20 protein-coding genes and 1 riboswitch are annotated in these 23,566 nt (G+C 60.2%); of the genes, 7 read left to right on the forward strand and 13 right to left on the reverse strand.

The features are described from left to right. Positions 1-131: 131 nt before the first annotated feature. Entirely contained in the window at positions 132-1,658 is a 1,527-nt protein-coding gene (locus tag ACA064_RS29440) for an AhpA/YtjB family protein (RefSeq protein WP_497671233.1), read from the forward strand. Positions 1,659-1,863: 205 nt separating this feature from the next. On the opposite strand, the gene ACA064_RS29445 is transcribed toward ACA064_RS29440, so the two are convergent. The 9 genes from ACA064_RS29445 to ACA064_RS29485 all read right to left on the reverse strand — a co-directional run bounded on the left by ACA064_RS29445 (position 1,864) and on the right by ACA064_RS29485 (position 11,302). Beyond that, positions 1,864-2,571, reverse strand: coding sequence for a PqiC family protein (locus tag ACA064_RS29445; RefSeq protein WP_497674352.1), 708 nt, complete (start codon positions 2,569-2,571; stop codon positions 1,864-1,866). A gap of 177 nt (positions 2,572-2,748) precedes the next feature. After that, a complete protein-coding gene (gene parC / locus ACA064_RS29450) occupies positions 2,749-5,007 on the reverse strand; it encodes a DNA topoisomerase IV subunit A (RefSeq protein ID WP_150640460.1) in 2,259 nt (752 codons plus the stop codon). Between the two features lie 7 nt (positions 5,008-5,014). Continuing rightward, positions 5,015-5,539, reverse strand: a complete 525-nt coding sequence (locus tag ACA064_RS29455; RefSeq protein WP_497671234.1) for a retropepsin-like aspartic protease family protein — start codon at positions 5,537-5,539, stop codon at positions 5,015-5,017. Further along, positions 5,536-6,519 (reverse strand): esterase-like activity of phytase family protein, encoded by a 984-nt coding sequence (locus ACA064_RS29460; protein WP_497671235.1) that lies wholly within the window; start codon positions 6,517-6,519, stop codon positions 5,536-5,538. The genes ACA064_RS29455 and ACA064_RS29460 overlap by 4 nt, the downstream gene beginning before the upstream one ends. After that, entirely contained in the window at positions 6,519-8,423 is a 1,905-nt protein-coding gene (gene parE / locus ACA064_RS29465) for a DNA topoisomerase IV subunit B (RefSeq protein WP_497671236.1), read from the reverse strand. Before parE ends, ACA064_RS29460 begins: the two co-directional genes overlap by 1 nt. A 45-nt stretch (positions 8,424-8,468) precedes the next feature. Beyond that, a complete protein-coding gene (locus ACA064_RS29470; RefSeq protein WP_497671237.1) occupies positions 8,469-9,077 on the reverse strand; it encodes a YqiA/YcfP family alpha/beta fold hydrolase in 609 nt (202 codons plus the stop codon). 250 nt (positions 9,078-9,327) lie between these two features. After that, complete coding sequence (cpdA, locus tag ACA064_RS29475; RefSeq protein ID WP_497671238.1) at positions 9,328-10,143, reverse strand: 3',5'-cyclic-AMP phosphodiesterase; 816 nt, start codon at positions 10,141-10,143, stop codon at positions 9,328-9,330. Positions 10,144-10,241: 98 nt separating this feature from the next. After that, entirely contained in the window at positions 10,242-10,694 is a 453-nt protein-coding gene (locus ACA064_RS29480; RefSeq protein ID WP_150803027.1) for a DUF1249 domain-containing protein, read from the reverse strand. After that, positions 10,685-11,302: an NUDIX domain-containing protein gene (locus tag ACA064_RS29485; RefSeq protein WP_497671239.1), complete on the reverse strand. Its 618-nt coding sequence runs from the start codon at positions 11,300-11,302 to the stop codon at positions 10,685-10,687. The genes ACA064_RS29480 and ACA064_RS29485 overlap by 10 nt, the downstream gene beginning before the upstream one ends. A gap of 258 nt (positions 11,303-11,560) precedes the next feature. On the opposite strand from ACA064_RS29485, the gene ACA064_RS29490 reads away from it, so the two are divergent. Then, positions 11,561-12,307, forward strand: coding sequence for an RsiV family protein (locus ACA064_RS29490; protein WP_497671240.1), 747 nt, complete (start codon positions 11,561-11,563; stop codon positions 12,305-12,307). Here ACA064_RS29490 and cytX read toward each other — a convergent pair. Then, entirely contained in the window at positions 12,276-13,685 is a 1,410-nt protein-coding gene (cytX, locus tag ACA064_RS29495) for a putative hydroxymethylpyrimidine transporter CytX (RefSeq protein WP_497674353.1), read from the reverse strand. The two genes, ACA064_RS29490 and cytX, sit on opposite strands and share 32 nt — an antisense overlap. Positions 13,686-13,713: 28 nt before the next feature. Then, entirely contained in the window at positions 13,714-15,603 is a 1,890-nt protein-coding gene (gene thiC / locus ACA064_RS29500; protein WP_497671241.1) for a phosphomethylpyrimidine synthase ThiC, read from the reverse strand. A 151-nt stretch (positions 15,604-15,754) separates the two neighbouring features. After that, positions 15,755-15,860, reverse strand: a riboswitch (TPP riboswitch). A gap of 195 nt (positions 15,861-16,055) precedes the next feature. Here thiC and ACA064_RS29505 point away from each other — a divergent pair. Beyond that, the gene (locus tag ACA064_RS29505) at positions 16,056-17,495 is read left to right on the forward strand and encodes a TolC family outer membrane protein (protein WP_497671242.1); all 1,440 of its coding nucleotides are present in this window, start codon (positions 16,056-16,058) and stop codon (positions 17,493-17,495) included. Positions 17,496-17,677: 182 nt separating this feature from the next. Here the strand turns inward: ACA064_RS29505 and waaA are convergent, their stop codons facing one another. Together waaA and ACA064_RS29515 are read right to left on the reverse strand one after the other, a co-directional pair. Further along, positions 17,678-18,955 carry a lipid IV(A) 3-deoxy-D-manno-octulosonic acid transferase gene (gene waaA, locus ACA064_RS29510; protein WP_497671243.1) on the reverse strand — a complete coding sequence of 426 codons (1,278 nt, stop codon included), beginning with the start codon at positions 18,953-18,955 and terminating at the stop codon, positions 17,678-17,680. 22 nt (positions 18,956-18,977) lie between these two features. Then, positions 18,978-19,868: a LysR family transcriptional regulator gene (locus tag ACA064_RS29515; RefSeq protein ID WP_497671244.1), complete on the reverse strand. Its 891-nt coding sequence runs from the start codon at positions 19,866-19,868 to the stop codon at positions 18,978-18,980. Positions 19,869-19,971: 103 nt separating this feature from the next. Between ACA064_RS29515 and ACA064_RS29520 the strand changes: the two genes are divergently transcribed. The 4 genes from ACA064_RS29520 (at position 19,972) to ACA064_RS29535 (ending at position 23,419) form a co-directional block, all read left to right on the forward strand. Beyond that, a complete protein-coding gene (locus ACA064_RS29520; RefSeq protein WP_150640474.1) occupies positions 19,972-20,304 on the forward strand; it encodes a DMT family transporter in 333 nt (110 codons plus the stop codon). A gap of 119 nt (positions 20,305-20,423) precedes the next feature. After that, positions 20,424-21,599 carry an NAD(P)/FAD-dependent oxidoreductase gene (locus ACA064_RS29525; protein ID WP_497671245.1) on the forward strand — a complete coding sequence of 392 codons (1,176 nt, stop codon included), beginning with the start codon at positions 20,424-20,426 and terminating at the stop codon, positions 21,597-21,599. Beyond that, positions 21,596-22,408 carry an aldo/keto reductase gene (locus ACA064_RS29530; protein ID WP_497671246.1) on the forward strand — a complete coding sequence of 271 codons (813 nt, stop codon included), beginning with the start codon at positions 21,596-21,598 and terminating at the stop codon, positions 22,406-22,408. Before ACA064_RS29525 ends, ACA064_RS29530 begins: the two co-directional genes overlap by 4 nt. 45 nt (positions 22,409-22,453) lie before the next feature. Beyond that, the gene (locus tag ACA064_RS29535; RefSeq protein ID WP_497671247.1) at positions 22,454-23,419 is read left to right on the forward strand and encodes a metal ABC transporter ATPase; all 966 of its coding nucleotides are present in this window, start codon (positions 22,454-22,456) and stop codon (positions 23,417-23,419) included. The last annotated feature ends 147 nt before the right edge of the window (positions 23,420-23,566 follow it).

Genomic DNA, 23,566 nt, shown 5'->3' on the forward strand with positions numbered 1-23,566 from the left:
GCACCCCCGCAAGTGGAAAAAAACCGCATTCTACCCACATTCAGTGACCATCGGGCACAGCCAGCGCTTTGCCGGTCTAGGGCCTGTCGCTATACTGCGCGTCAACTTCACGGACAAAAGAGCCGAGCTCAGTGAACCGGCCTACGCCAGTTAAAACCGATAACTTCTTTCTGCTGATCTTCCGGGCACTGCGTCATCGCCGTGTACCGATCGCATTGCGCATTGCCAGCCATAACGTGATCCTGGTCGCCCTGGCCCTGGTGATCTATGCCTGCGTGATGGGTCTGCAGTTCAAACAGGCGATGCACGAGCAGGCAGATGCCCTCGGCCAGAGCCTGACCATCCAGACCGCTACTTCAGCGACCGAGCTGCTGGTGTCCAACGACATCCTCAGCCTCAACGTGCTGCTCAACAACCTGACCAAGAACCCGCTAGTGGCCCACGCTGCGATTTACAGCGTCGACAACCGGATTCTCGCCGAAGCCGGCCAGCGCCCGAAACACGGCCTGCTGGGAGAAGCCGAAGGCCTGTATCAGTCCAGGATCACTTTTCAGGATGTGACCGCCGGGCACCTGCGGATCAGCCTCGACATGGAGCAGTTCCAGCAGCCGATGACCATCAGCCTGCAAAGCATGGGCATCCTCAGCGCGATTCTGCTGGCACTCTCGCTGGCCTTGAGTCTACGCCTGGGTCGGCATATCTCCACGCCACTGATGCAATTGCGCGTCTGGTTGCGCAATATCGACGAACATACCCCGGCCACTGAGCGTCAGGATGAGATCGGTGATCTGGCCCGTCAGCTGCACACCAGTTTCGCACCTGAGAAGGTTGAGCCCGAACCCGATCCTGAAGCCGACTATGATGACGACGACATCGAGGACGCGGAACCGGTTTTTGAGGTACGCAACCTGCGCGATCCGAGTTTCGACGAAACCGCACCGATCGCCGGGCTCAAGCCGGTGCTGCGCCATACTGTCAGCGCGCAAGAGGACGAACTGGACGAAGAAGACCCGTTCGCCGAACTGCGCGATCAAACAGTCGCGACAGCGCCTAAAAAGCTGGCAAAACCGGTTTCCTCGTCGCAACCACAGCACAGTGCGGTCCTGGCCGTACAACTTGGAGCTCAGGACCAACTGCGGCGCCTGCCCCGCGCACGTCTGACGGAATTGCTGGAACGCTATCGCGACTGCCTTGATCAGGCCGCTTCTCTCTACCAGAGCGAACTGCACACCCTGAATGACGGCAGCACGCTGATGCTGTTCCACAGCGAAGACAGCGGCGATGATTACCTGACCAACGCCATTTGCTGCGGCGAACTGCTCAGGGCCCTGGGCCATGCCCTGCAAATCGAAGTCGCGGACAGTGGCATTACCTTGCAACTGCAGCTTGGATTGACGCTGGGCAACGAACTCTTCGGCCTGAGCCAGATTGATCTGCTGCTGACCGAAACCGCCCAGGACGCCCTCGCCCTGTCTCAGCACAGCCGTAACCTGCTGCTGGTGGAACGCAAGATCAGCGATGATGCACTGATCCGCCAGCGCGCGCGTATCCGGCCGATTGCCAGCCCTGAAGGCGCCTGCTGCGTCGAGCGCCTGATGGAGCCTTATCCATCAATGCTCGAACGACAACTGGCACGAATGCACGAGACCCGGGCGTAGGAGCTGCCGCAGGCTGCGATCTTTTGGGGCTCAGTTATGCTCTGCCCCCCTGCTCAAAAGGCCGAAACAACAAAGCCCGTAGACGAGTAATCGCTGCGGGCTTTTTGTTGTTGAGGAGAGGCCGCGGCACATGGCTCTCTACATTTCCGACCTTCAGAAACAACAAAGCCCGCATCAATGCGGGCTTTGCTGGTTAGCAAATCACTTAGAACCGAAACACTTCCATATCCGTACGAATCGGCGAGGCCATCGGAATCTTCGGTTTGTCTTTTTCGGCGGGTTTTGCCGCCACCGGTGCCGATTTGCGCGGTGTTTCAGCTACAGGCGGCTGGTTAGCCAGTGGCTTGAGGGCCACCGACAGTTGCTCCGCCAGGCGTTGCAGCAATACGCCCTGAGCCTGGACCTGAGCGGCCGTGCTGCCGGCATGCTGCTCCTGCAAATGAATGATGCGGTTGTCGCGGACCTGGCCGCGGCGATCGATCAAGCGCCATTGAGCATCGAGAACCGCCGGTTGCGAGGCACCCGAATCCAGACGTGTGATCGACAACAGGACCTGCACATCAGGCGCGAAGCCGAGGGTTGCGGGTGCCAGTACCACTCGCTGGCTATCCAGATGCCCGGCAACCTGGCGCACCAACAGCTGATTGATGTCCGAAGTAAGGCTGCCTGCCCAACGACCGTCGGTCGCCGCTTGCAGACTGCCGTCAGGCTGGCGCTGCAGCAGGGTTTCGCGTTGCAGGTAATCGGCTATCTGCACCGGCCCGATCAACACCGCCATACCCGCGCTTTGTGCGGGTTGAATCGGATTTCCGCTGTCCAACTGATAGAGCGACACCGGTTGGTGTGTACTGCAACCCGCCAGGCCAAATACGCCAGCGAGCATCAAAATAAAAGGAAGGCGTAGCGCAATCATCATCCCGTCCAGGTGGCTGCCACAAGGCGAATCCACAGTGTAAATATTTAATAATTATAAAAAACGCTCAGCCACGCCGGCGCTTGAAAGGCTATATCATCCGTGAATATGCGCCGCGACTCCAGCCCGAATGCGTCGATCTACGGGTTAAATCGTAGATCGGGCGCTCTAGACCGCTTAATTCGGAGTTTCTACCAATAGTGCATCTACCCGTTGAAAGCCCCTTGGCAGCTTATTGCCACGGCGTCCACGCTCACCTTTGTAGTGTTCAAGGTCGTCGGCCTTCAATGACAAGGTACGCTTTCCGGCCTGTAACACCAGCGTTGCACCCTCCGGCAGCACCGCGATGTCGGTGACGTACTCCTCACGACTGGCCACCCGCTCGCCGGAGATTCCGATGATCTTGTTGCCCTTGCCTTTGCCCAGTTGCGGCAGATCGCTGATCTTGAAGATCAACAGGCGACCTTCCGTCGTCACCGAGGCCAACCAGTTCTGTTCGCGATCGCTGACCGGACGCGGCAGGATCACTTTGGCGTTGTTCGGCAAGCTCAGCAGCGCCTTGCCTGCCTTGTTCTTGGCTTGCAGGTCTTCACCCTTGACTACAAAACCGTAGCCGGCGTCGGATGCGATAACGTACAGCGCATCGTCCTCCGGCAGCAGCACACATTCGAAGCTGGCCCCCGGCGGCGGCGTCAAGCGACCGGTCAGCGGTTCGCCCTGGCCCCGCGCCGATGGCAAGGTGTGCGCCGGGACTGAATAGCTGCGCCCGGTAGAGTCAATAAATACCGCGAATTGGTTGGAACGCCCGGCAGCCGAGGTCTTGAAGCCGTCTCCGGCTTTATAGGAGAGTCCGGTAGCATCGATATCATGACCTTTGGCGCAGCGGACCCAACCTTTTTCCGACAGGACGATGGTCACAGGCTCGGTCGGCATCAACTCGTTTTCCGACAATGCCTTGGCTTCGGCACGGGAAACAATTGGCGACCGACGGTCGTCACCATAGGTTTCGGCATCTTTGAGCAACTCAGTGCGCACCAGCTTTTTCAACTTGGTTTCGCTGCCGAGCAATGACAGCAGCTTGGCCTGTTCCTTGAGCAGTTCATCCTGCTCGGCACGCAACTTCATTTCTTCCAGACGCGCCAACTGCCGCAAGCGGGTGTCGAGAATGTAGTCGGCCTGGATTTCGCTCAGGGCAAAGCGCTCGATCAACTTGGCCTTTGGATGTTCCTCGGTACGGATGATGTGGATCACTTCATCCAGATTGAGGTAAGCAATCAGCAAACCGTCCAACAGGTGCAAGCGACGCTCGACCTTGTCCAGGCGGAACTGCAAGCGGCGGCGTACCGTGTTGACGCGGAACTCCAGCCACTCCACCAACAGCGTGCGCAGATTTTTCAGCTGCGGCTTGCCGTCCAGGCCGATGATATTGACGTTGACCCGATAGCTCGATTCCAGCTCGGTGGTCGCGAACAGATGTTGCATCAGCTCATCGAGATCGATCCGGTTGGAGCGCGGGATGATCACAATACGGCATGGGTGTTCGTGGTCCGATTCATCACGCAAATCGGCAACCATCGGCAGTTTCTTGGCCTGCATCTGCGCGGCGATCTGCTCCAGCACCTTGGCGCCGGATACCTGATGGGGCAACGCGGTGACGACGATATCGCCATCTTCGATGCGATACACCGCACGCATACGTACCGAACCACGTCCGGTTTCGTAGATTTTCAGCAGGTCGGCGCGTGGCGTAATGATTTCCGCTTCGGTCGGATAATCCGGGCCCTGAATGTGTTCGCAGAGCTGCTCGACCGTGGCTTTTGGCTCATCCAGCAAGCGAACGCAGGCCGTGGCGACTTCACGCAGGTTGTGCGGCGGCACGTCGGTAGCCATGCCCACGGCAATACCGGTAGTGCCGTTGAGCAGGATATTCGGCAAACGCGCGGGCAACACCAGCGGTTCGTCGAGAGTACCGTCGAAGTTCGGGCCCCAGTCCGCGGTGCCCTGCCCCAGTTCACTGAGCAGTACTTCGGAGTAACGCGACAGCCGCGCCTCGGTGTAACGCATGGCGGCGAAGGATTTGGGATCATCCGGCGCACCCCAGTTACCCTGACCGTCCACCAGCGTGTAGCGATAGCTGAACGGCTGGGCCATCAGCACCATGGCTTCGTAACAGGCCGAGTCGCCGTGGGGGTGGAATTTACCGAGCACGTCACCGACGGTCCGCGCGGATTTCTTGTGCTTGGAGTCAGCGTCCAGCCCCAGCTCACTCATGGCGTAGATGATGCGCCGCTGGACCGGTTTCAGGCCGTCGCCGATATGCGGCAAGGCACGGTCCATGATCACGTACATGGAGTAGTTGAGGTAGGCATTTTCGGTGAAGTCAGCCAGCGATCGGCGCTCAACGCCATCTAAGCTGTCTGCAAGGATGTCACTCATGCGGGCCTCATTTATTCGTTGTCTGGCGCAGCAGCAAGGTGCCACCACGCTGGGTAAATTCAAGTTTTTTCAAGGCGCTCATGCCCAGCAGCACTTGTTCGCCGCCCAGCCCTGGCGCCACCAGCGCACGGACATTGCGCAAGACGATATCGCCCAACTGCAGGCGGTCGAGCCGGGTTCGATAACCCTCGCTGCGGCCATTGGCGGTGCTCAGGATCACCGGGGCACCTTTTTCCAGGCCAAGACGCTCGGCCAGCCTGGCCGGAATCGACACATCGGTCGCCCCGGTATCCAGCATGAAATCCACCGGCTGGCCGTTGATCTGGCCGCTGGCGACGAAATGCCCCTGGCCGTTGCCGACCAGTTTCACTTCGATATAACCCTCGCGCTGTTGCGAGCTGACGACAGCGTTGGGGTTTTCCTGACGCTGTTCCCACTGGCCGAAAAACCGTGTCGCCAGAAACAGTCCGGCGCCCCAGGCCAGCACCAGCAGTACCCGGCCGGCACGCTTGCCCGGCGGTTGCTGACTCATGACTTGGCACTCCAGCCACCTTGCGGTACAGCGAAGCGCCAGACAATCGGCCGTTTCTCGCCATCGGCACGGGTATGACTGCCGTTATCGACACCGATCCATGCGCCGCCATCATCGATGGCCAAGGCTTCCGTTGTACCGTATCGGGTGTTGTAACGCCGGTTGTCGGTCAAGGCCGCATCGGCAAACGACCAACAGCGCTCAACCTCCCCGGTTTCCGGGGTGCGGCGGCAAACACGGTAAGCCATGCGCTCCAGGGTGAACAGTTTGCCCTGATAGAACACCAGGTCGCTGAAATCCTTCTGTTGGCCGCGAGTCGTCCGGACCTGGGCCGGTGGCCGTTCAAGTCCGCCTTCGCCCATCAGCACACAATTGTTGGCGCAATCCCACTCGGTCTGCTGCTTGTGTACGGTGAGCAAACCGCGATGCCTGCGTTCTGCTGCCAGCCATAGCTGGTCGCCAGCAGGGTTGATGGCAAGTCCTTCGAACACCGCGTTGAAGTGCAGCAACATGCCACTGGCCCGCGCCTGACTGACCAGCAACGGCGAGATGTTCAACCACTCGGGAGCGCCCGTCGACGGCACTTGCAGAACCGCCGCATGGGCTTCGCTGACTACGTACCGATTGCCTGCCGAGTCGCAGGTAATGCCTTCGAAATCCAGATCGCCGCCACGCAAAGGGCCGATCGCCCAGGTGAGCATATCCAGCCTCCACGGCAGGCCACTGTCCGGCACGGGCGGTACGTCGACATGCACGGTCTGTGCCTGCCAGACCGTCTCGCGGGTGTCGAGCCGATAGATCTGATCGTCATCTCGATCGGACACCGTCCACAGTTCGCTTGCGCACAGCGCCAACCCCGAAAGGTTGCCGCCGCGCATGCCTTGCACCGGATGCTCGGCAAGCAACGCCAGCTCGGGCAACGGCGCTGCCGCTACCGAAGTCACCCACAACACCAATGCCAGGGCGAAACCGCTCCGCATCAGGCCAGAACCTCGGCCAGGTTGCCTTTGGACTCCAGCCAGGATTTGCGATCACCGGCGCGTTTTTTCGCCAGCAGCATGTCCATCATTTCCGCGGTAGCGTCGTAATCATCCAGGGTCAGCTGCACCAGACGCCGGGTGTTCGGGTCCATGGTGGTTTCGCGCAACTGCGGCGGGTTCATTTCACCCAGGCCCTTGAATCGGGTGACCTGTGGTTTGCCGCGTTTCTTCTCGGCCACCAGGCGATCGAGAATGCCATCGCGCTCGGCTTCGTCCAGGGCGTAGAAAATTTCTTTGCCCAGATCGATCCGGTACAGCGGCGGCATAGCCACGTAGACGTGACCGGCGTCCACCAATGGGCGGAAATGCTGGACGAACAACGCGCAAAGCAAGGTCGCGATGTGCAGACCGTCGGAGTCGGCGTCGGCGAGGATGCAGATCTTGCCGTAACGCAGCTGGGCGATGTCCGCCGAGCCCGGATCGACACCGATGGCCACGGCGATGTTGTGCACTTCCTGGCTGGCCAGCACTTCGCTGCCGTCGACTTCCCAGGTGTTCAGAATCTTGCCGCGCAGCGGCAGGATCGCTTGAAACTCTTTGTCCCGCGCCTGCTTGGCCGAACCGCCGGCGGAATCACCTTCCACCAGGAACAGCTCGGAACGCATCGGGTCCTGCCCGGCGCAGTCGGCGAGTTTGCCCGGCAACGCCGGACCTGCCGTAATGCGCTTGCGCTCGACCTTCTTGCTGGCCTTCAGACGACGGCCGGCGTTGTTGATCGCCAGTTCGGCCAGTTGCATGCCCAGCTCAGGGTGCGCGTTGAGCCACAGGCTGAAGGCATCCTTGACCACACCGGAGACAAACGCCGCTGCCTCGCGAGAAGACAGCCGCTCTTTGGTCTGGCCGGAGAACTGCGGCTCCTGCATTTTCATCGACAGGACGAATGCGATCCGCTCCCAAACATCTTCCGGCGCCAATTTGACGCCCCGCGGCAGCAGGCTGCGGAATTCGCAGAACTCGCGCATGGCGTCGAGCAAACCCTGACGCAGGCCGTTGACGTGGGTACCGCCCTGGGCAGTCGGAATCAGGTTGACGTAGCTTTCCTGGACGCTGTCGCCGCCTTCAGGCAACCACAGCAAGGCCCAGTCCACCGCTTCCTTGTTACCGGCCAGGCTGCCGCAGAACGGCTCGTCCGGCAGCCGCTCGAACTCGGCGACCGCATCCACCAGGTAGGAACGCAGCCCGTCTTCGTAATGCCACTCGACTTTCTCGCCGGTGGCCTTGTCTTCAAAACTGACCAACAGGCCCGGGCACAGTACAGCCTTGGCCTTGAGCACATGCTTGAGGCGGCTGACGGAGAATTTTGGTGAATCGAAGTACTTGGGGTCCGGCACAAAGTAGACACTGGTACCGGTATTGCGCTTGCCAACAGTGCCGACCACTTCCAGATCGCTGGCTTTGTAACCATCAGCGAAGGTCATCTGGTACTCGTTGCCGTCGCGCTTGACGCGCACCCGCACCTGAGTCGACAAGGCGTTGACCACGGAAATACCTACCCCGTGCAGACCGCCGGAAAACTGGTAGTTCTTGTTGGAAAACTTGCCGCCAGCGTGAAGCTTGGTGAGGATCAGTTCGACACCCGACACACCCTCTTCCGGGTGAATGTCCACCGGCATGCCACGGCCGTCATCGCTGACTTCCAGGGAGTGGTCGGCATGGAGAATGACCTGCACCGATTTCGCGTGCCCGGCCAAGGCTTCGTCGACGCTGTTGTCGATGACTTCCTGGGCGAGGTGGTTCGGCCGACTGGTGTCGGTGTACATGCCCGGGCGTTTGCGCACCGGGTCGAGGCCCGAGAGGACTTCGATGGCGTCTGCGTTATAAGAGCTAGCGCTGGGAGTGGCCATGGGGTCTCGTCGTTAGTCATTCAATGAAAATAGAGGCCAGGGATTTCACAGTGCGGTGAAATCGATCGCCTGGTACTGATCTGCGCCGATGCCGGCAAAACTCAACAGCGCCGGTAGCTGCTCGGCAAAACCCTGAAACCCATGGTCGCCGCCGGCCTGGATGCGCAAGGCACAAGCTCGGTAATACTGCTGGGCAAGACGATAGTCCAGGGTCTCGTCACCTGTCTGCAACCAGACCTGGAACCGCTGTGGATCCAGGGGAGCCGGCACTTCCAGTTCGGTCAGGGCCGTCACGTGGTCGTGGGTCAACTCCCAGATCTCATCGGTATAGAGGTTCTTCTGGCTGCCCAGGAACCCGTCGAACATCCGATGGGGACTGACGGCGGGGTTGATCAACAAGGCTTTGAGGCCATGGCGCTCGGCAAGGTGAGTGGCATAGTAGCCGCCGAGGGAGCTGCCGACCAGCAGTGGCCGACCAAGCTCGGCGATTGCCTGTTCCAGCTGGCCGATCGCTTCTCGCGGGTGGTGATGCAAGGCCGGCACCTGCAGTTGCTCAGTCAAGCCCAGGCGATCCATCACGCTGATCAACTGACAGGCCTTTTTCGACGCGGGCGCGCTGTTGAAACCATGGATATACAGGATCGAACCGGACATGCGAGTTCCCTCTGTGCATTAACCAAAGATGGGGCAGTTTACAGGGACTGGAGTGGATTGACTTGTACTGAGATGTATCTGGGTTGTCGATGCAAAACCTGTGGCGAGGGAGCTTGCTCCCGCTCGGCCGCGGAGCGGTCGTAAATCCTGCTGGCACGATGTACCTGACTGAACTCGATTGAATGCTTTTGGGGCTGCTGCGCAGCCCAGCGGGAGCAAGCTCCCTCGCCACACAATCGGCTCTGGCACCTCAGTATCCCGGGCCGCCATAATCGACCTGGAAATCGAAGCCGGTCACCCGTTCAACCCCGGTTTCCAGCCGTCCGTCCGGCAGCAATCGCAGCCAGCGATAGCCCGGAGCCAGGTCATCGACCTTGAACTCCTCGCTGCCGGGTTCGAACTGGATGCAGGTCGACGGCGAAGCCAGCAGACGAACGCCATTACGCAACCGGTCGATTTCCTGATGCACATGCCCCCACAGCACTGCACGAACCTGTGGAAAGCGGTCGAGCACGGCGAACAGCGCCTCAGGATTGCGCAGACCGATCGGTTCCATCCAGGCGCAACCGATGGAAACCGGATGATGGTGAAAACACACCAGATGATGACGGTCCGGAGCTTCGCTCAGGGAGCGGGCGAGCAACTGCAACTGCTCATCCTGCAAGTACCCCGGCACGGAGCCCGGCACGGCGGAGTCCAACAGGGTGACCCGCCAGTTACCGAGATCCACCACCGATTCAAGCAGCTGGCTCTGGGTGGCTGCCTCGGCCATGATCCGCGGTTCATCGTGATTGCCCGGAATCCAGCGCGCCGGTGCATCGATCTGCCGGGTCATGTCACGAAACTGCTGGTAGGACTCAAGCGTGCCGTCCTGGGACAGGTCGCCGCTGGCGATCATCAGATCTATCTGAGACTGTTGCGTGCGGACCAGCTCGATAACCTTCTGCAGGCTGTCACGGGTATTCATGCCCAGCAGCGTTCCCTCTGCCTCGGCAAACAGATGGCTGTCAGAGAGTTGCACCAGCAGCGCTGAATCGTCAGAAGTTAGAGTGGATACGCTCGGCAAGGCGTTCTCCCAAGGCATGATCACTGAAATGATGAATGACCCAATTATGCTGGGGGAAACTTAAAAGGGGAAACCTGCGAAGTGGACGCAGTTCACATCTACCGCACCACCTCGACCTCATGCCCGCAGGCCAGGCAGTGGCTCAACCATTCGCCGAGGAACACATTGAGCTGGGCTTTTTCGTCCGGCTGGTGCATGAAGGCATTCGGATAGGGGTAGATCCCGCGAAAACGCCGGGCATGTTCGGCACTGACGACTTCCGCCATCCGTGCGTCGTGATAGACCTGAACCTCCAGTTGCGGCACCGGCAGCCAGGGCAGGCTGTGTTCCTGCCGCACTCGCAGCGTGGTGGTGTAAGGACAGGCCAGCAGCACCTCCAGCGCCAGCACGCCAAGCATCTGGTCACCCTGGGTGACGGCAATGCGCCGCGCGAGCGGTTGCTCGCGCATGTCTGGCAACAGGCGCATCAAACGAGCGTAGTTCGCCTCGCAAGAGGCTTGCAGCCCCACCAGATCGACCCGGTAGCGATCGCGCTGCTTGTTTACGACCATAACCCCCTCACTTCAACGCGATTCAAAGCCAGCCATTGCAGGGCAATGATGCTTGCCGCGTTGGAAATTCGTCCGTCGCGTACGGCCTGCAGGGCATCTTCGAACGCCCAGACCGTCACCCGGATATCTTCTGCCTCTTCCTCCAGCCCATGTAAGCCGCCGGCCCCAGTACTGTCACAACGCCCCAGAAACAGGTGTACGTATTCGGTGCTGCCACCCGGTGATGGAAAATACCTGGTCATCGGCCAGAGTGCGGAGAACACAAGTCCAGCTTCCTCCTGCGCTTCGCGGTGAGCAACTTCTTCCGGTTGCTCATCCTTATCGATCAGACCGGCTACCAGTTCCACCAGCCACGGATTGGCGACTTTGCCCATGGCCCCCACCCGAAACTGCTCGATCAACACCACTTCGTCGCGCTGCGGATCATAGGGCAGCACACAGACCGCATCATGGCGAACAAAGAGTTCACGACTGATCTCACGACCCATTCCGCCGGCAAACAATTCATGGCGCAGATGTACGCGATCAAGCTGGTAGAAGCCTTTAAAGCATTTCTCGCGCCGAACGATCTCAACGGCTGTTGGAATGGCATTGGCAACGTCAGTCATATCAATCCTCGTACTTGCGGTCCGATCCGAGGCTCCCCTCGACTTCGCGCCATCCTAACGCGCTCTCGCCTGTTGATGCAGCCCCTTTCCAGACAGCAGGATAGACGGCGGAGGGCAAAACCAATTCTAATTAGCGTAGGTCGTGTTGGCGTTAACTGTCGTCATTTAACGCCAACACGACCTCGCGGCGAACTGACTGCCCCGCTGATAGTCGAAGCGAATAACTTTTCGCCTTTCCCTGATTCATGAAGGACGCCCATGTCGCTTGTCAAAATCGCCTCCATGGCCTGTATCGCCCTGACCCTGGGCGCCTGTCAAAGTCTGTTCCAGCCCAATTACCGGGCACCACTGGAAACCACTCGTGACGCCTCGGAGCAAATCAAACCGGGCTGCAGCGCAGCTGATTGCCCGCTGGTAAATATCGACACGCTGCGTTTTCCTGCCGAGCCGCAACTGGACGCCATCATTGAAAAGCGTCTGCTGCAAATGACCCGCACCTCGCCGGACGCACCGCTGCCGACGTCGCTTAACGCCTACCGGGAGCAGTTCCTGCGTGAGGCCGGCAGCCGCCACAGCAGCTACTTGCAAGCCAAGGTACGTGAGCAGCATGACGGCTTGGTGATCGTCGAACTGTCCAGCTATCTGGATACCGGCGGCGCCCATGGCCAGCCAGGCCGTGGCTTCATCAACTATTCGCGCCAGCAGCACAAGGTGCTGAATCTGTCGGACATGCTGCTGCCGGGGCAGGAAGAGGCGTTCTGGAAGGCCGCTCAAGTGGCGCACAACAGCTGGCTGATCAGCACCAAGCTGGCTCAGGAAGCCGAGTTCGTGAAAAGCTGGCCGTTCCAGAAAACCGCGAATGTGGCATTGACCTACGGTGGGGTGATCCTCAAGTACGAAGTGAGCACCATCGCGCCTTACGCCCTGGGCCACATCGAACTGAAGATCCCCTACCCGCGCCTCAATGGCATTCTCAAGCCCGAGCTGTTTCCCGGCCGTAGCTGAAAGCCCGGCCCAGCACCCACTGCAACAGCCCTGCCAGAACCAGTGACGGCAGGGTTGCACCGATTTCCGGGTAGAAATTGGCCAGCAGGTGATAGGTGCTTACCCCGCCCAACCAGGCCAATAATGCCGGCCAGCGCAACATCGACGATGCCACTTGCGCACTGCGCTTGCGCAGAATGAAGTGCTCCACCAGTACTACACCAAACAACGGCGCGAACACCGAGCCGATCAACAACAGGAAGTTCTGGTATTGCGCCAATGGCGCGAAGCACGCGATCAGTGTGCAGACCACACCGATGGTCAACGCCAGATGCTCGACTTTCAAGCGCAACAGAATCCCGCTGGACACTGCTGCCGAGTGAATGTCGGCGAAAGCGTTTTCCGACTCATCCAGCAAAATCAACAGCAATGGAATCCCCAGGCCTGCACCGGCCAGCGCCAGCAGCAAGGCATTCACTTCACCGCTGGGCGCGAATGCCAGAGTGTAGGCGACGCCCAGGCTCATCAGCCAGAAATTACCGATAAAGAACCCTACTGCGGTGCCACCGAATACGTTTTTGGCGCGCTTGCCGAAACGCGAGTAGTCGGCAATCAGCGGCAGCCAGGACAGCGGCATGGCGATCGCGATGTCAAAACCCACCGCAAACGGCAGCGAACCGTCACCGGCCTGAGCCCACAACGTGGCCAGGTCAGCCTTGGCAAACAAGTTCCAGGTCAACCAGATACAGGCTGCCAGCAGCAGCCAGATGCCCCATTTGCGCAGGATCTGTCGCACGAAGGTCAGCGGGCCGCTGACGGCCAGCAAGGTCGCCAAACCACCGAAGAACAAGGTCCAGAGCAGCGGATTTGACAGCAGGCTGCCTTCGCTGAAGGCTCGGGTGCCCAACAGGCTGGCGGCATCGCGCATGACGATGATTTCGAACGAGCCCCAACCGATCAGTTGCAGCAGGTTCAACACCGCCGGCAGGCTCGCGCCACGGTTGCCGAGGCTGAGTTTTAGGGCGGCCATCGACGACAGGCCGGTGTCACTTCCGATCACGCCAACAGCAGCTAGCAGTAGAACGCCCACTGCAGTGCCAAGAAAAATCGCCAGCAACGAACCCGAAAGGCCCAGGCCCGGCGCAAGCAAAGCGCCAGTCTGCAAGACCATCAGGCCGATGCCTAGGGAAAACCACAGGGAAAACAGATCGCGCGCACCGAATACGCGCTTGGCCAGAGGCACGGCGTGGTCGGGGGAGTAAGTACTGGGTTGAATGCTCAAGAGTGTTATCTCAGAGGGACATTTGTTGTTGTGGTGATCGCCATCGCGAGCAAGCTCGCTCCCACAGGGGATGTGTGTACGACACAAATCAAATGTGGGAGCGAGCTTGCTCGCGATGAGGCCCTTTCAGGCCCCGCAGGTCAGATCACACCTTTTGGTACAGCTGACTGCCTTCTTTCTTGAATCGCTCGGACTGTTCCGCCATGCCTTGCGCCACGTCTACATCGACCGCTTCAATCAGCTGGTTGGCCGCGTATTCACGGACTTCCTGGGTGATTTTCATCGAGCAGAATTTCGGCCCGCACATGGAGCAGAAATGCGCGACCTTGGCCGAATCCTTCGGCAGGGTTTCGTCGTGGTACGAACGCGCGGTATCCGGATCGAGGCCGAGGTTGAACTGGTCTTCCCAACGGAATTCGAAGCGTGCCTTGCTCAAGGCATTGTCGCGAATCTGGGCCCCCGGATGCCCTTTGGCCAAGTCCGCCGCGTGGGCGGCGATCTTGTAGGTGATGATCCCGGTCTTCACATCATCCTTGTTCGGCAGGCCCAAGTGTTCCTTCGGCGTGACGTAGCAGAGCATGGCGCAACCGAACCAGCCGATCATTGCCGCACCGATCCCGGAGGTGATGTGGTCGTAACCGGGTGCGATGTCAGTGGTCAATGGGCCAAGGGTGTAGAACGGCGCCTCGTCGCAGCACTCGAGCTGCTTGTCCATGTTCTCCTTGATCAACTGCATCGGCACGTGACCCGGGCCTTCGATCATGGTTTGCACGTCGTGCTTCCAGGCGATCTTGGTCAGCTCGCCGAGGGTTTCCAGCTCGCCGAATTGTGCTTCGTCGTTGGCGTCGGCAATCGACCCCGGACGCAGGCCATCACCCAGCGAGAAGCTGACGTCGTAGGCCTTCATGATTTCGCAGATGTCTTCGAAATGAGTGTAGAGGAAGTTCTCTTTGTGGTGCGCCAGGCACCACTTGGCCATGATCGAACCGCCACGGCTGACGATCCCGGTGACGCGTTTGGCGGTCATCGGCACGTAACGCAGCAACACGCCGGCGTGAATAGTGAAGTAGTCGACGCCCTGCTCGGCCTGTTCGATCAGCGTGTCGCGGAACAGCTCCCAGGTCAGGTCTTCGGCAGCGCCGCCGACTTTTTCCAGGGCCTGATAAATCGGTACAGTACCGATCGGCACCGGCGAGTTGCGGATGATCCACTCGCGGGTTTCGTGAATGTGTTTGCCGGTGGACAGATCCATGACCGTGTCCGAACCCCAGCGGATGCCCCAGGTCAGTTTTGCCACTTCTTCTTCGATGGAAGAACCCAGCGCACTATTGCCGATATTGCCGTTGATCTTCACCAGGAAGTTACGGCCGATGATCATCGGTTCCAGTTCGACGTGGTTGATGTTCGCCGGGATGATCGCGCGACCGCGGGCGATTTCTTCGCGGACGAATTCCGGGGTGATGATTTTCGGTACGCTGGCACCGAAACTGTGGCCCGCATGCTGCTGCTTCAACAGTCCGGCAGAACGGGCTTCTTCAAGCTTCATGTTCTCGCGGATGGCAACATATTCCATCTCGGCGGTGATGATGCCCTGACGCGCATAGTGCATCTGGCTGACGTTGGCACCGGCCTTGGCCCGGCGCGGGTTGTTTACATGAGCGAAACGCAGCGCGGTCAATTCTGCATCGGCAAGGCGTTCCTGGCCGAAGTTCGAGCTCAGGCCGGCCAGGCGCTCGGTGTCGCCACGGGCGTCGATCCACGGCGAACGCACGTCGCCCAGGCCTTTGCGCACGTCGATGATCACGTTCGGATCGGTGTAGGGACCCGAGGTGTCGTAGACCACGACTGGCGCGTTGATCTCGCCGCCGAACTCGGTCGGGGTGACGTCGAGGCTGACTTCGCGCATTGGCACGAGGATGTCCGGGCGTGAACCCTGGACGTAGATTTTTTGCGAGCGGGTAAAGGGCTGAACCGATTGCAGATCGACTTTGGCCGAGTCACTCAAGTTAGCGGTATTTTTTAATTTTGTACTCATCACGGGCTCTCCAGACAGCATCCAAGGCAGTGGATTTGTCGGAGCGAACTTGATATGCACGGACGCACCGGGACTGGTGCTGTGCTTGGTCTCGAAAGGGTTGTTCGATTGTCGAACAACATCCCGGACGAAGCACAAGAGGACTCGCCGGGTGACGAGAAATCTTGTTCCCTACGCAGGCGCTAACCTGATCAGGTTCAACGGGATCCGGAATTATCCGATCTCAGCCTCATAGCAAGGCACCCCGACAAGAACGTGGCCAGTCTAGACAGAACTCACAAAGAACGCCAACACCGGTGCAAACAGCGTGATGAATGGCGCAATTATCGGATTGTTGCCGCAAGCCTGCACAACTACACTCGCTAGGTTGTGCCGACCTTGACGCTCTGCACCGCGCGCCGTAGCCTTGGCGTTTAAATTATCGCTGTAATATTCACTCTAGGGATCGCCTCATGCTGCGCAAACTCTCACTGGCCCTCGCCGTGTCTTGTGCGTCCAATGGAATGGCCTGGGCAGCAGAAGCGCCCTTATCGACTAAAACCGACCTGGTCAGCGTCTACCAGGAAGCGGTGGACAATAACGCCGATCTCGCTGCCGCCCGCGCCAATTACGATGCGCGCAAGGAAGTCGTGCCCCAGGCCCGTGCCGGCCTGTTGCCGAACCTCTCGGCCGGTGCCGACCTGAACAACACCCGGACCGACTTCGACCAGCCGTCGATGAGCGCCACCCGCAGTGGTACGTCCTATCAGGCGACCCTGGCACAACCGATCTTCCGCGCCGATCGCTGGTTCCAGTTGCAAGCCGCCGAGGCGGTGAATGAACAAGCCGCCCTGGAGCTCTCCGCGACCGAGCAGAACCTGATCCTGCAAAGTGCCGACAGCTACTTCACGGTGCTGCGTGCCCAGGACAACCTGGCTTCGACCAAGGCCGAAGAAGCCGCATTCAAGCGCCAGCTGGATCAATCCAACGAACGCTTCGATGTCGGCCTCTCGGACAAGACCGACGTACTGCAATCCCAGGCCAGCTACGATACCGCACGAGCCAACCGGATCCTCGCGCAACGCCAGGTAGATGATGCGTTCGAAGCGCTGATCACCCTGACCAACCGCCAGTACAACTCAATTCAAGGCATCGTCCACACGTTGCCGGTGCTGGCACCAACACCGAACGATGCCAAGGCCTGGGTCGACACCGCCGCCAAACAGAACCTCAATCTGTTGGCCAGCAACTATGCAGTCAGCGCCGCCGAAGAAACCCTCAAACAACGCAAGGCCGGCCACGCGCCGACCCTCGATGCGGTCGCGCAATACAAGAAAGGCGACAACGACGCCCTCGGTTTCAGCAACCCGAACCCGCTGGGCCAACGTTATGGCAGTGACGTCGAGCAACGCACCATCGGCCTGCAATTGAATATACCGATCTTCAGCGGCGGCCTGACCAGTTCTCAGGTTCGCGAGTCCTACTCCCGGCTAAACCAGACTGAACAGCAACGCGAAGCCTTGCGCCGGCAAGTGGTGGAAAACACCCGCAACCTGCACCGCGCGGTGAATACCGACGTCGAGCAGGTGCAGGCGCGCCGCCAGTCGATCATCTCCAACCAGAGCGCGGTGGAAGCCACGGAGATCGGTTATCAGGTGGGGACGCGCAATATCGTCGACGTGCTGGACGCTCAGCGTGAGCTCTATACCTCGGTGCGCAACTACAACAACACCCGCTACGACTACATCCTCGACAACCTGCGCCTCAAGCAAGCAGCCGGCACCTTGAACCCGGGGGATTTGCAGGAGCTATCGCGCTACCTGAAAGCTGACTACAACCCGGACAAGGACTTCTTGCCGCCGGACCTGGCCAAGGCCGCACAGGAACAGCTCAAGGCTAATCCGGGGTATTGAGTTTCATCCCCCCGCAAAAGATCAAAAGATCAAAAGATCAAAAGATCAAAAAATCAAAAAATCAAAAAATCAAAAAATCAAAAAATCAAAAGATCGCAGCCTGCGGCAGCTCCTACGGGTGGACATCTATCCTATGTAGGAGCTGCCGCAGGCTGCGATCTTTTTCGTCAGGGCAACCCGATCTAACGGTCGATCAATCGCCCCAACCCATCCAGCAAACGCTTCAGCGCCCCCTGATTGGCGCGCATCACCTTGAGCCCCGCCTCGGCCATCTTCTGCGCATCACTCGGCAGTTCGAACAGCCGCTGCACCGCCAGCGCCAACCCTTGGGCATCTTCAACTTCCTGCAACGCCCCGGCTTCACGCAACAGCGCGGCGATTTCGAGGAAGTTGAACAAGTGCGGGCCGCTCAGCACCGGCTTGGCCAGGGCTGCCGGTTCCAGCAGGTTATGCCCACCGTTGGGCACCAGGCTGCCGCCGACAAATGCGCTGTCTGCCAGGGCATAGAGAAACAGCAATTCGCCCATGGTGTCGCCGAGCAGCACCGAGGTGTTGGCGCTGACCGGTTCCGCCGTTGAGCGGCGCACGGTGGCGAAGCCCTGCTGCCGGCACAACTCGAAGACCGCGTTGAAGCGCTCCGGATGGCGCGGCACCAGAATCAGCAAGGCGTCCGGATGATTGACCAGCAACTGCCGATGGGCTGCCAGCACTATTTCGTCTTCACCTTCATGGGTACTGGCGGCGATCCACACCGGGCGCTGCGCCGCCTGCCATTGACCACGCAATTGAGCGGCACGCTCCAGCAATTGCGGATCGATACTCAGATCGAACTTGATCGAACCGGTCACCTCGACCGTTTCCGGCCGCGCACCGAGATCACGGAAGCGCTGGGCCTCTGCCTCGGTCTGCACCGCGAACCAGCTCATTTCACTGAGCATCGGCTGGGTCAGCCTGGCAAAACGTCCGTAGCCCTTGGCCGAACGTTGCGAAAGTCGCGCATTGGCCAGCGCCACCGGAATCCCGCGCTTGGCGCACTGGTGAATATGATTGGGCCAGAGTTCGGTTTCCATGATCACCGCCAACTTCGGCTGGACCCGCTCGAGAAACCGCGCCGCCGCGCCAGGCAAGTCATACGGCAGATAGCAGTGTTGAATCCGCGGTTCATTGGCGAACAGCGCCTTGATCCGCTCCGAGCCGGTCGGGGTCATGCAGGTCACGGTGATGGGCTGCTGTGGATAACGCTCGAGTAGACCGCGGATCATCGGCGCCGCGGCGATGCTTTCACCGACCGAGACTGCGTGCACCCAGATCCCGCCTGGGCGCATCGCTGGCAAGCCAATGGAAAAGCGCTCGCCGATTCGCTTGGCGTAGGCCGGCGCCTTGCGCGCCCGCAGCCACAGACGCACTGCCACCAACGGCAGCCCGAGATAAAACAGTAAGGTGTAGAGAGTTCTATTCATGGCGGCGGAGTTTATCGGGTTTTCAGCCGATCGCCTGCAAGTGCACGGCAAAACGTTCCGCCAGCCAGCGCGCGGCCGGGCCAAGGGGTTCGTCGCGGCGCCAGACCAGCTCCACCACCAGCGCCGGCGGGGTCCACTCGCTGAGCAGTTCGACCATCTGCCCCTGATACGCCGGGTACTGCACCACGTGCCTTGGCAACCAGGCCCAGCCGAGGCCACGCATCAGCCACTCGGCCATCACATAGAAGCTGTCGGCGCGCCAGACCTGCGGGCTGGCTTGCTCGCTGCCGGGATAGACACTGGACTGGGTAGCCATCAGCAGCTGTCGATGCTGCGCCATTTGCTGGCAGTCCACCTTTCCTTCGGCCGCCAGTGGATGCCCCACGCCGCACACTGTCACCATCTCGACACTGCCCAGCACCCGCCGTTCGAGGGCTTCGGGGATCTGGTCATGGTAAAACAGCAAACCCAGATCGGCCCGACGCTCCACCAGCTTGCGCGCCACATCGCCCTGGGCCGCGCTGGTCAATTGCACTTCAAGGCTGGGAAATTGTTCGGCCAAGGCTTCGAGGCTGTCGATCACCGGCTGATAAGGCATCGCCTCATCCTGAGCCAGGCGCAGGCGTGCTTCCTGCCCGCGCATCAACGCCAAGGCTCGCCCGTTGAGGCGCTCGCACTGACGCAAGACTTCCCGGGCCTCTTCGAGCAAGGCCTGGCCCGCTTCGGTCAATTTCGGCTGACGACCGCTGCTGCGGTCGAACAGGCTGACCCCAAGGTCTTCCTCCAGCATCGCTATAGCACTGCTGATCGCCGACTGCGCCTTGCGCTGGTCCCGGGCCACGGCAGAAAACGAACGCTGTTCGGCTACGCTGACGAACAAGCGCAGTTGTTCCAGATTCCACTGCACATTCATCGCTCAACCCATCTTCAGAACAGATAGGTAATGACTTTACCCCATCTGTGCAACCTCTAGAATGCCGACCTCAGAAAGCAGCAATAAATACGAGGATTCGCCCATGAACGCTTATTACTATCTGGCCATTGCCATCTGCGCCGAAGTGATCGCCACCGTTTCGATGAAAGCGGTCAAGGGCTTCAGCACGCCAATCCCTCTGTTGCTGGTCATCGTAGGTTATGGTATCGCTTTCTGGATGCTGACCCTGGTGGTGCGCACCATTCCAGTCGGCGTGACCTACGCGGTATGGGCCGGCATGGGCATCGTGATGGTGAGCATTGCCGCGCTGTTTATCTACGGGCAGAAACTCGATATCCCGGCCATCATCGGCATGGGCATGATCGTTCTGGGGGTGGTAGTGATTCAGCTGTTCTCGAATACGGCGGGGCACTAGAAGCAGCTACAAGCTTCAAGCCATAAGCTGCAAGCAGACTATGACTGTTGCTTGAAGCTTGCAGCTTGAGGCTTGAAGCTTGAAACTTGCAGCTTCGTTCCGAACCCTGAGGTCGCTGCATGCCATCCGTTATTTCCACCGACGTTCTGATTGTCGGCGCCGGGGTTGCCGGCCTCTGGCTGAACGCACGCCTGCGTCGCCAGGGCTTTTCGACTGTGCTGGTGGAAAGCGCCAGCCTCGGCGGCGGGCAAAGCGTGAAGTCCCAGGGGATTATCCATGGCGGCGCCAAATACGCGCTGCACGGTGCACTGACCGGCGCCTCCGAGGCCATCGCCGACATGCCACGGCGCTGGCGTGACGCCTTGGCCGGTAACGGCGAGCTGGACCTGTCCGGAGTGCGCCTGCTCTCCGAAGCCCACTACCTCTGGTCCCCTGGCACGATTGCCGGCAACCTCACCAGTTTCTTCGCCAGCAAAGCCGTGCGGGGCCGGGTCGATCAGGTCAAGGGCGAGCAACTGCCGCCGGCCCTGCAAGACAAACGCTTCAAGGGCAAGGTCTATCGCCTGGCCGAACTGGTGGTCGACGTACCAAGCCTGATCCAGCGCCTGGCCGAACTGGCCGGTGACGGCCTGCTGGCAGGCCAGACCATCGAACCTCTGCTGGAAAACGCTGAACTGGTCGGCCTGCGGGTCGATGGGCGGGAAATCCGCGCGCAACGCATCGTCCTCAGTGCCGGCGCCGGCAACGCGGATTTGCTCAAGGCCCTGGGCCTGAGCCAACCGGCGATGCAACGGCGGCCATTGCACATGATCATCGTTAAAGGCCCGACCCTCAAACCCTTGTACGCCCACTGCCTGGGCGGCGGGCCGAAACCGCGGATCACCGTCACCACCCACCCGGCGACCGATGGTCAATGGGTCTGGTATCTGGGCGGCGATATCGCCGAAGCCGAAGGCGTCGCTCGGGAACCGGCAGCACAAATCGCTGCAGCGCAGAAAGAACTCGGCAACCTGCTGCCTTGGGTCGACCTGAGCCAGGCGCAATGGGCGACCTTGCGGGTGGATCGGGCAGAGCCAGCGCAATCGGGGCTGACCCGGCCGGATAACGCGTTCCTCGCCGAACAGGATCGCCTGCTGGTGGGCTGGCCAACCAAGCTGGCCCTGGCGCCGGACTTCGCCGATCGGGTGCTGGCCGCCCTCGACCGTGACGGCATTCAACCCAGCCACCCGCCAGCCTTGCCCGAACTGCCAAAGCCGCCGATGGCCCAACCGGCCTGGGAGCAATTGTTGCCATGAGCCAAGTCACCTTGCACGACTTGCATCGACCTCTGGGCGGCACCGGCCTTCTGGTCTCGCCGCTGGGCCTGGGCACTGTCAAACTCGGTCGCGACCAGGGGGTGAAGTACCCCAGCGGCTTCCAGATTCCCGACGATGACGAAGCCCGCATGCTGCTCAAGTTGACTCGCGACCTGGGCATTAACCTGATCGACACTGCCCCGGCCTATGGTCGCAGTGAAGAACGTCTCGGGCCACTGTTGCGTGGCCAGCGCCAGGACTGGGTAATCGTCAGCAAGGTCGGCGAAGAATTCGTCGATGGCCTGTCGCACCACGACTTCAGCGCCGAGCACACGCGCTTCTCGGTGGAGCGCAGCCTGCAACGCCTGGAAACTGATTTTATCGATTTGGTGCTGGTGCACTCGGATGGCAACGACTTGGCTATTCTTCAAGACTGCGAGGTCTACCAGACCCTTGCCGAGCTGAAACGCGAAGGAAAAATCCGCGGCTTCGGCTTTTCCGGCAAGACCGTCGACGGCGGCTTGAAGGCTCTGGAGCAAGGCGATTGCGCCATGGTCACCTACAATCTCAACGAACAGGCCGAGCGGCCAGTCATCGACTATGCTGCCGCCCACGGCAAAGGCATTCTGGTGAAAAAGGCCCTGGCCAGCGGCCATGTCTGCTTGAGCCCGGGAGTCGACCCGGTCCGCGCCAGCTTCGAGTTGTTGTTTGAGCATCCCGGTGTCGCCAGTGCTATTGTCGGGACCATTAATCCGCTGCACCTCGCCCACAATGTGATGACTGTTGCGCAGGTTTTGCGCAAAAACTGACGCCGCCGACGCGGTCGCCGCCCCCCGACGCAAGAAGGAGCTGAGATGTCGCGCACGCTCATTAGAAAGAATCCCAGCAACTTCAAAACTCTGCCGTTGATCGTCGAAGCGACCCCCGAAGGTCTGAACTATCACAGCGTCGGGATGCCGCTGAATTTTTCGCAAACCTTGCAGCGTCGCCGTCCGGTGACGGTTGTCGACGCTGAACGTTTTTCTCTCGAACTGGCCAACCTTGGGGTTTCGGTTCGCCTGACCCTGCATTGGCAGAATCGCGATTACTGGGTGCTGGTTCGCCAACGCCGTCAGGATCGTGGCGATGTGGTGCTCAAGTTGATCTCCGGTTATGTGCCGGCCCACGAACTGAACCTGCCGCTGCATACCGCGATTCAGGAGATTGCCGAAGAGTGCTTGCTGGAAACCCCGGAGGGCTGGCTCGGCGGCCGCTTCAACGACACCTGGCTGCCAGCACCCTATTCGTCTGCGCTGCATTACCGCGAAGCCCTGCCCTTTCGCCTGACCCCATTGTCCGGCGCGGCGCGGCCAGTGCGCTGCGCCAAGATGCAACTGATCGAACGACCCAGAGCCTACGTACATCTGCCCACGGCTTCGCTGCAGTTGATTTACGATTTGCGCCTGGATGTGCCAAAAGAGGCCAAGTCCCTGAGCCTGTTTCACGTCGATGAGCGTCTGGAAGGGGATCAACTGGTGGCTCGGCTGGACCGCAAACGGCCAGACCTGTACTTGATGCCACTGGAGGACGGTCAACCCCTGGCCGAGCTTTATATCTTGAAAAAGGATCAACTCCACCCGGCCAGTACCCGAGGACTGTATCTGGCAGAAAGCTTTGCCCGACAGGAAGGCTGGCTGGTACGCGATGAGCGGATTCGCTGGAAGGACTGGCTCAAGCAGCAGGGCTTGAACCAACCGGGCAAGGACTCAAGCTTCAAACGCCTGACCGGTAGGGCGCGGCAGTTGCTGAAGAAGATCGTGCCCAGAAGCGTGGCGCGCTAAACGCAAAGTGATACCACCTGTGGCGAGGGGGCTTGCCCCCGTTCGACTGCGCAGCAGTCGCAAAACCGGACAATTCAATCTAGCTGAATAAACACGGTGACAGGTTTTAGGGCTGCTTCGCAGCCCAGCGGGGGCAAGCCCCCTCGC

Source organism: Pseudomonas sp. LBUM1658 (assembly GCF_059716055.1).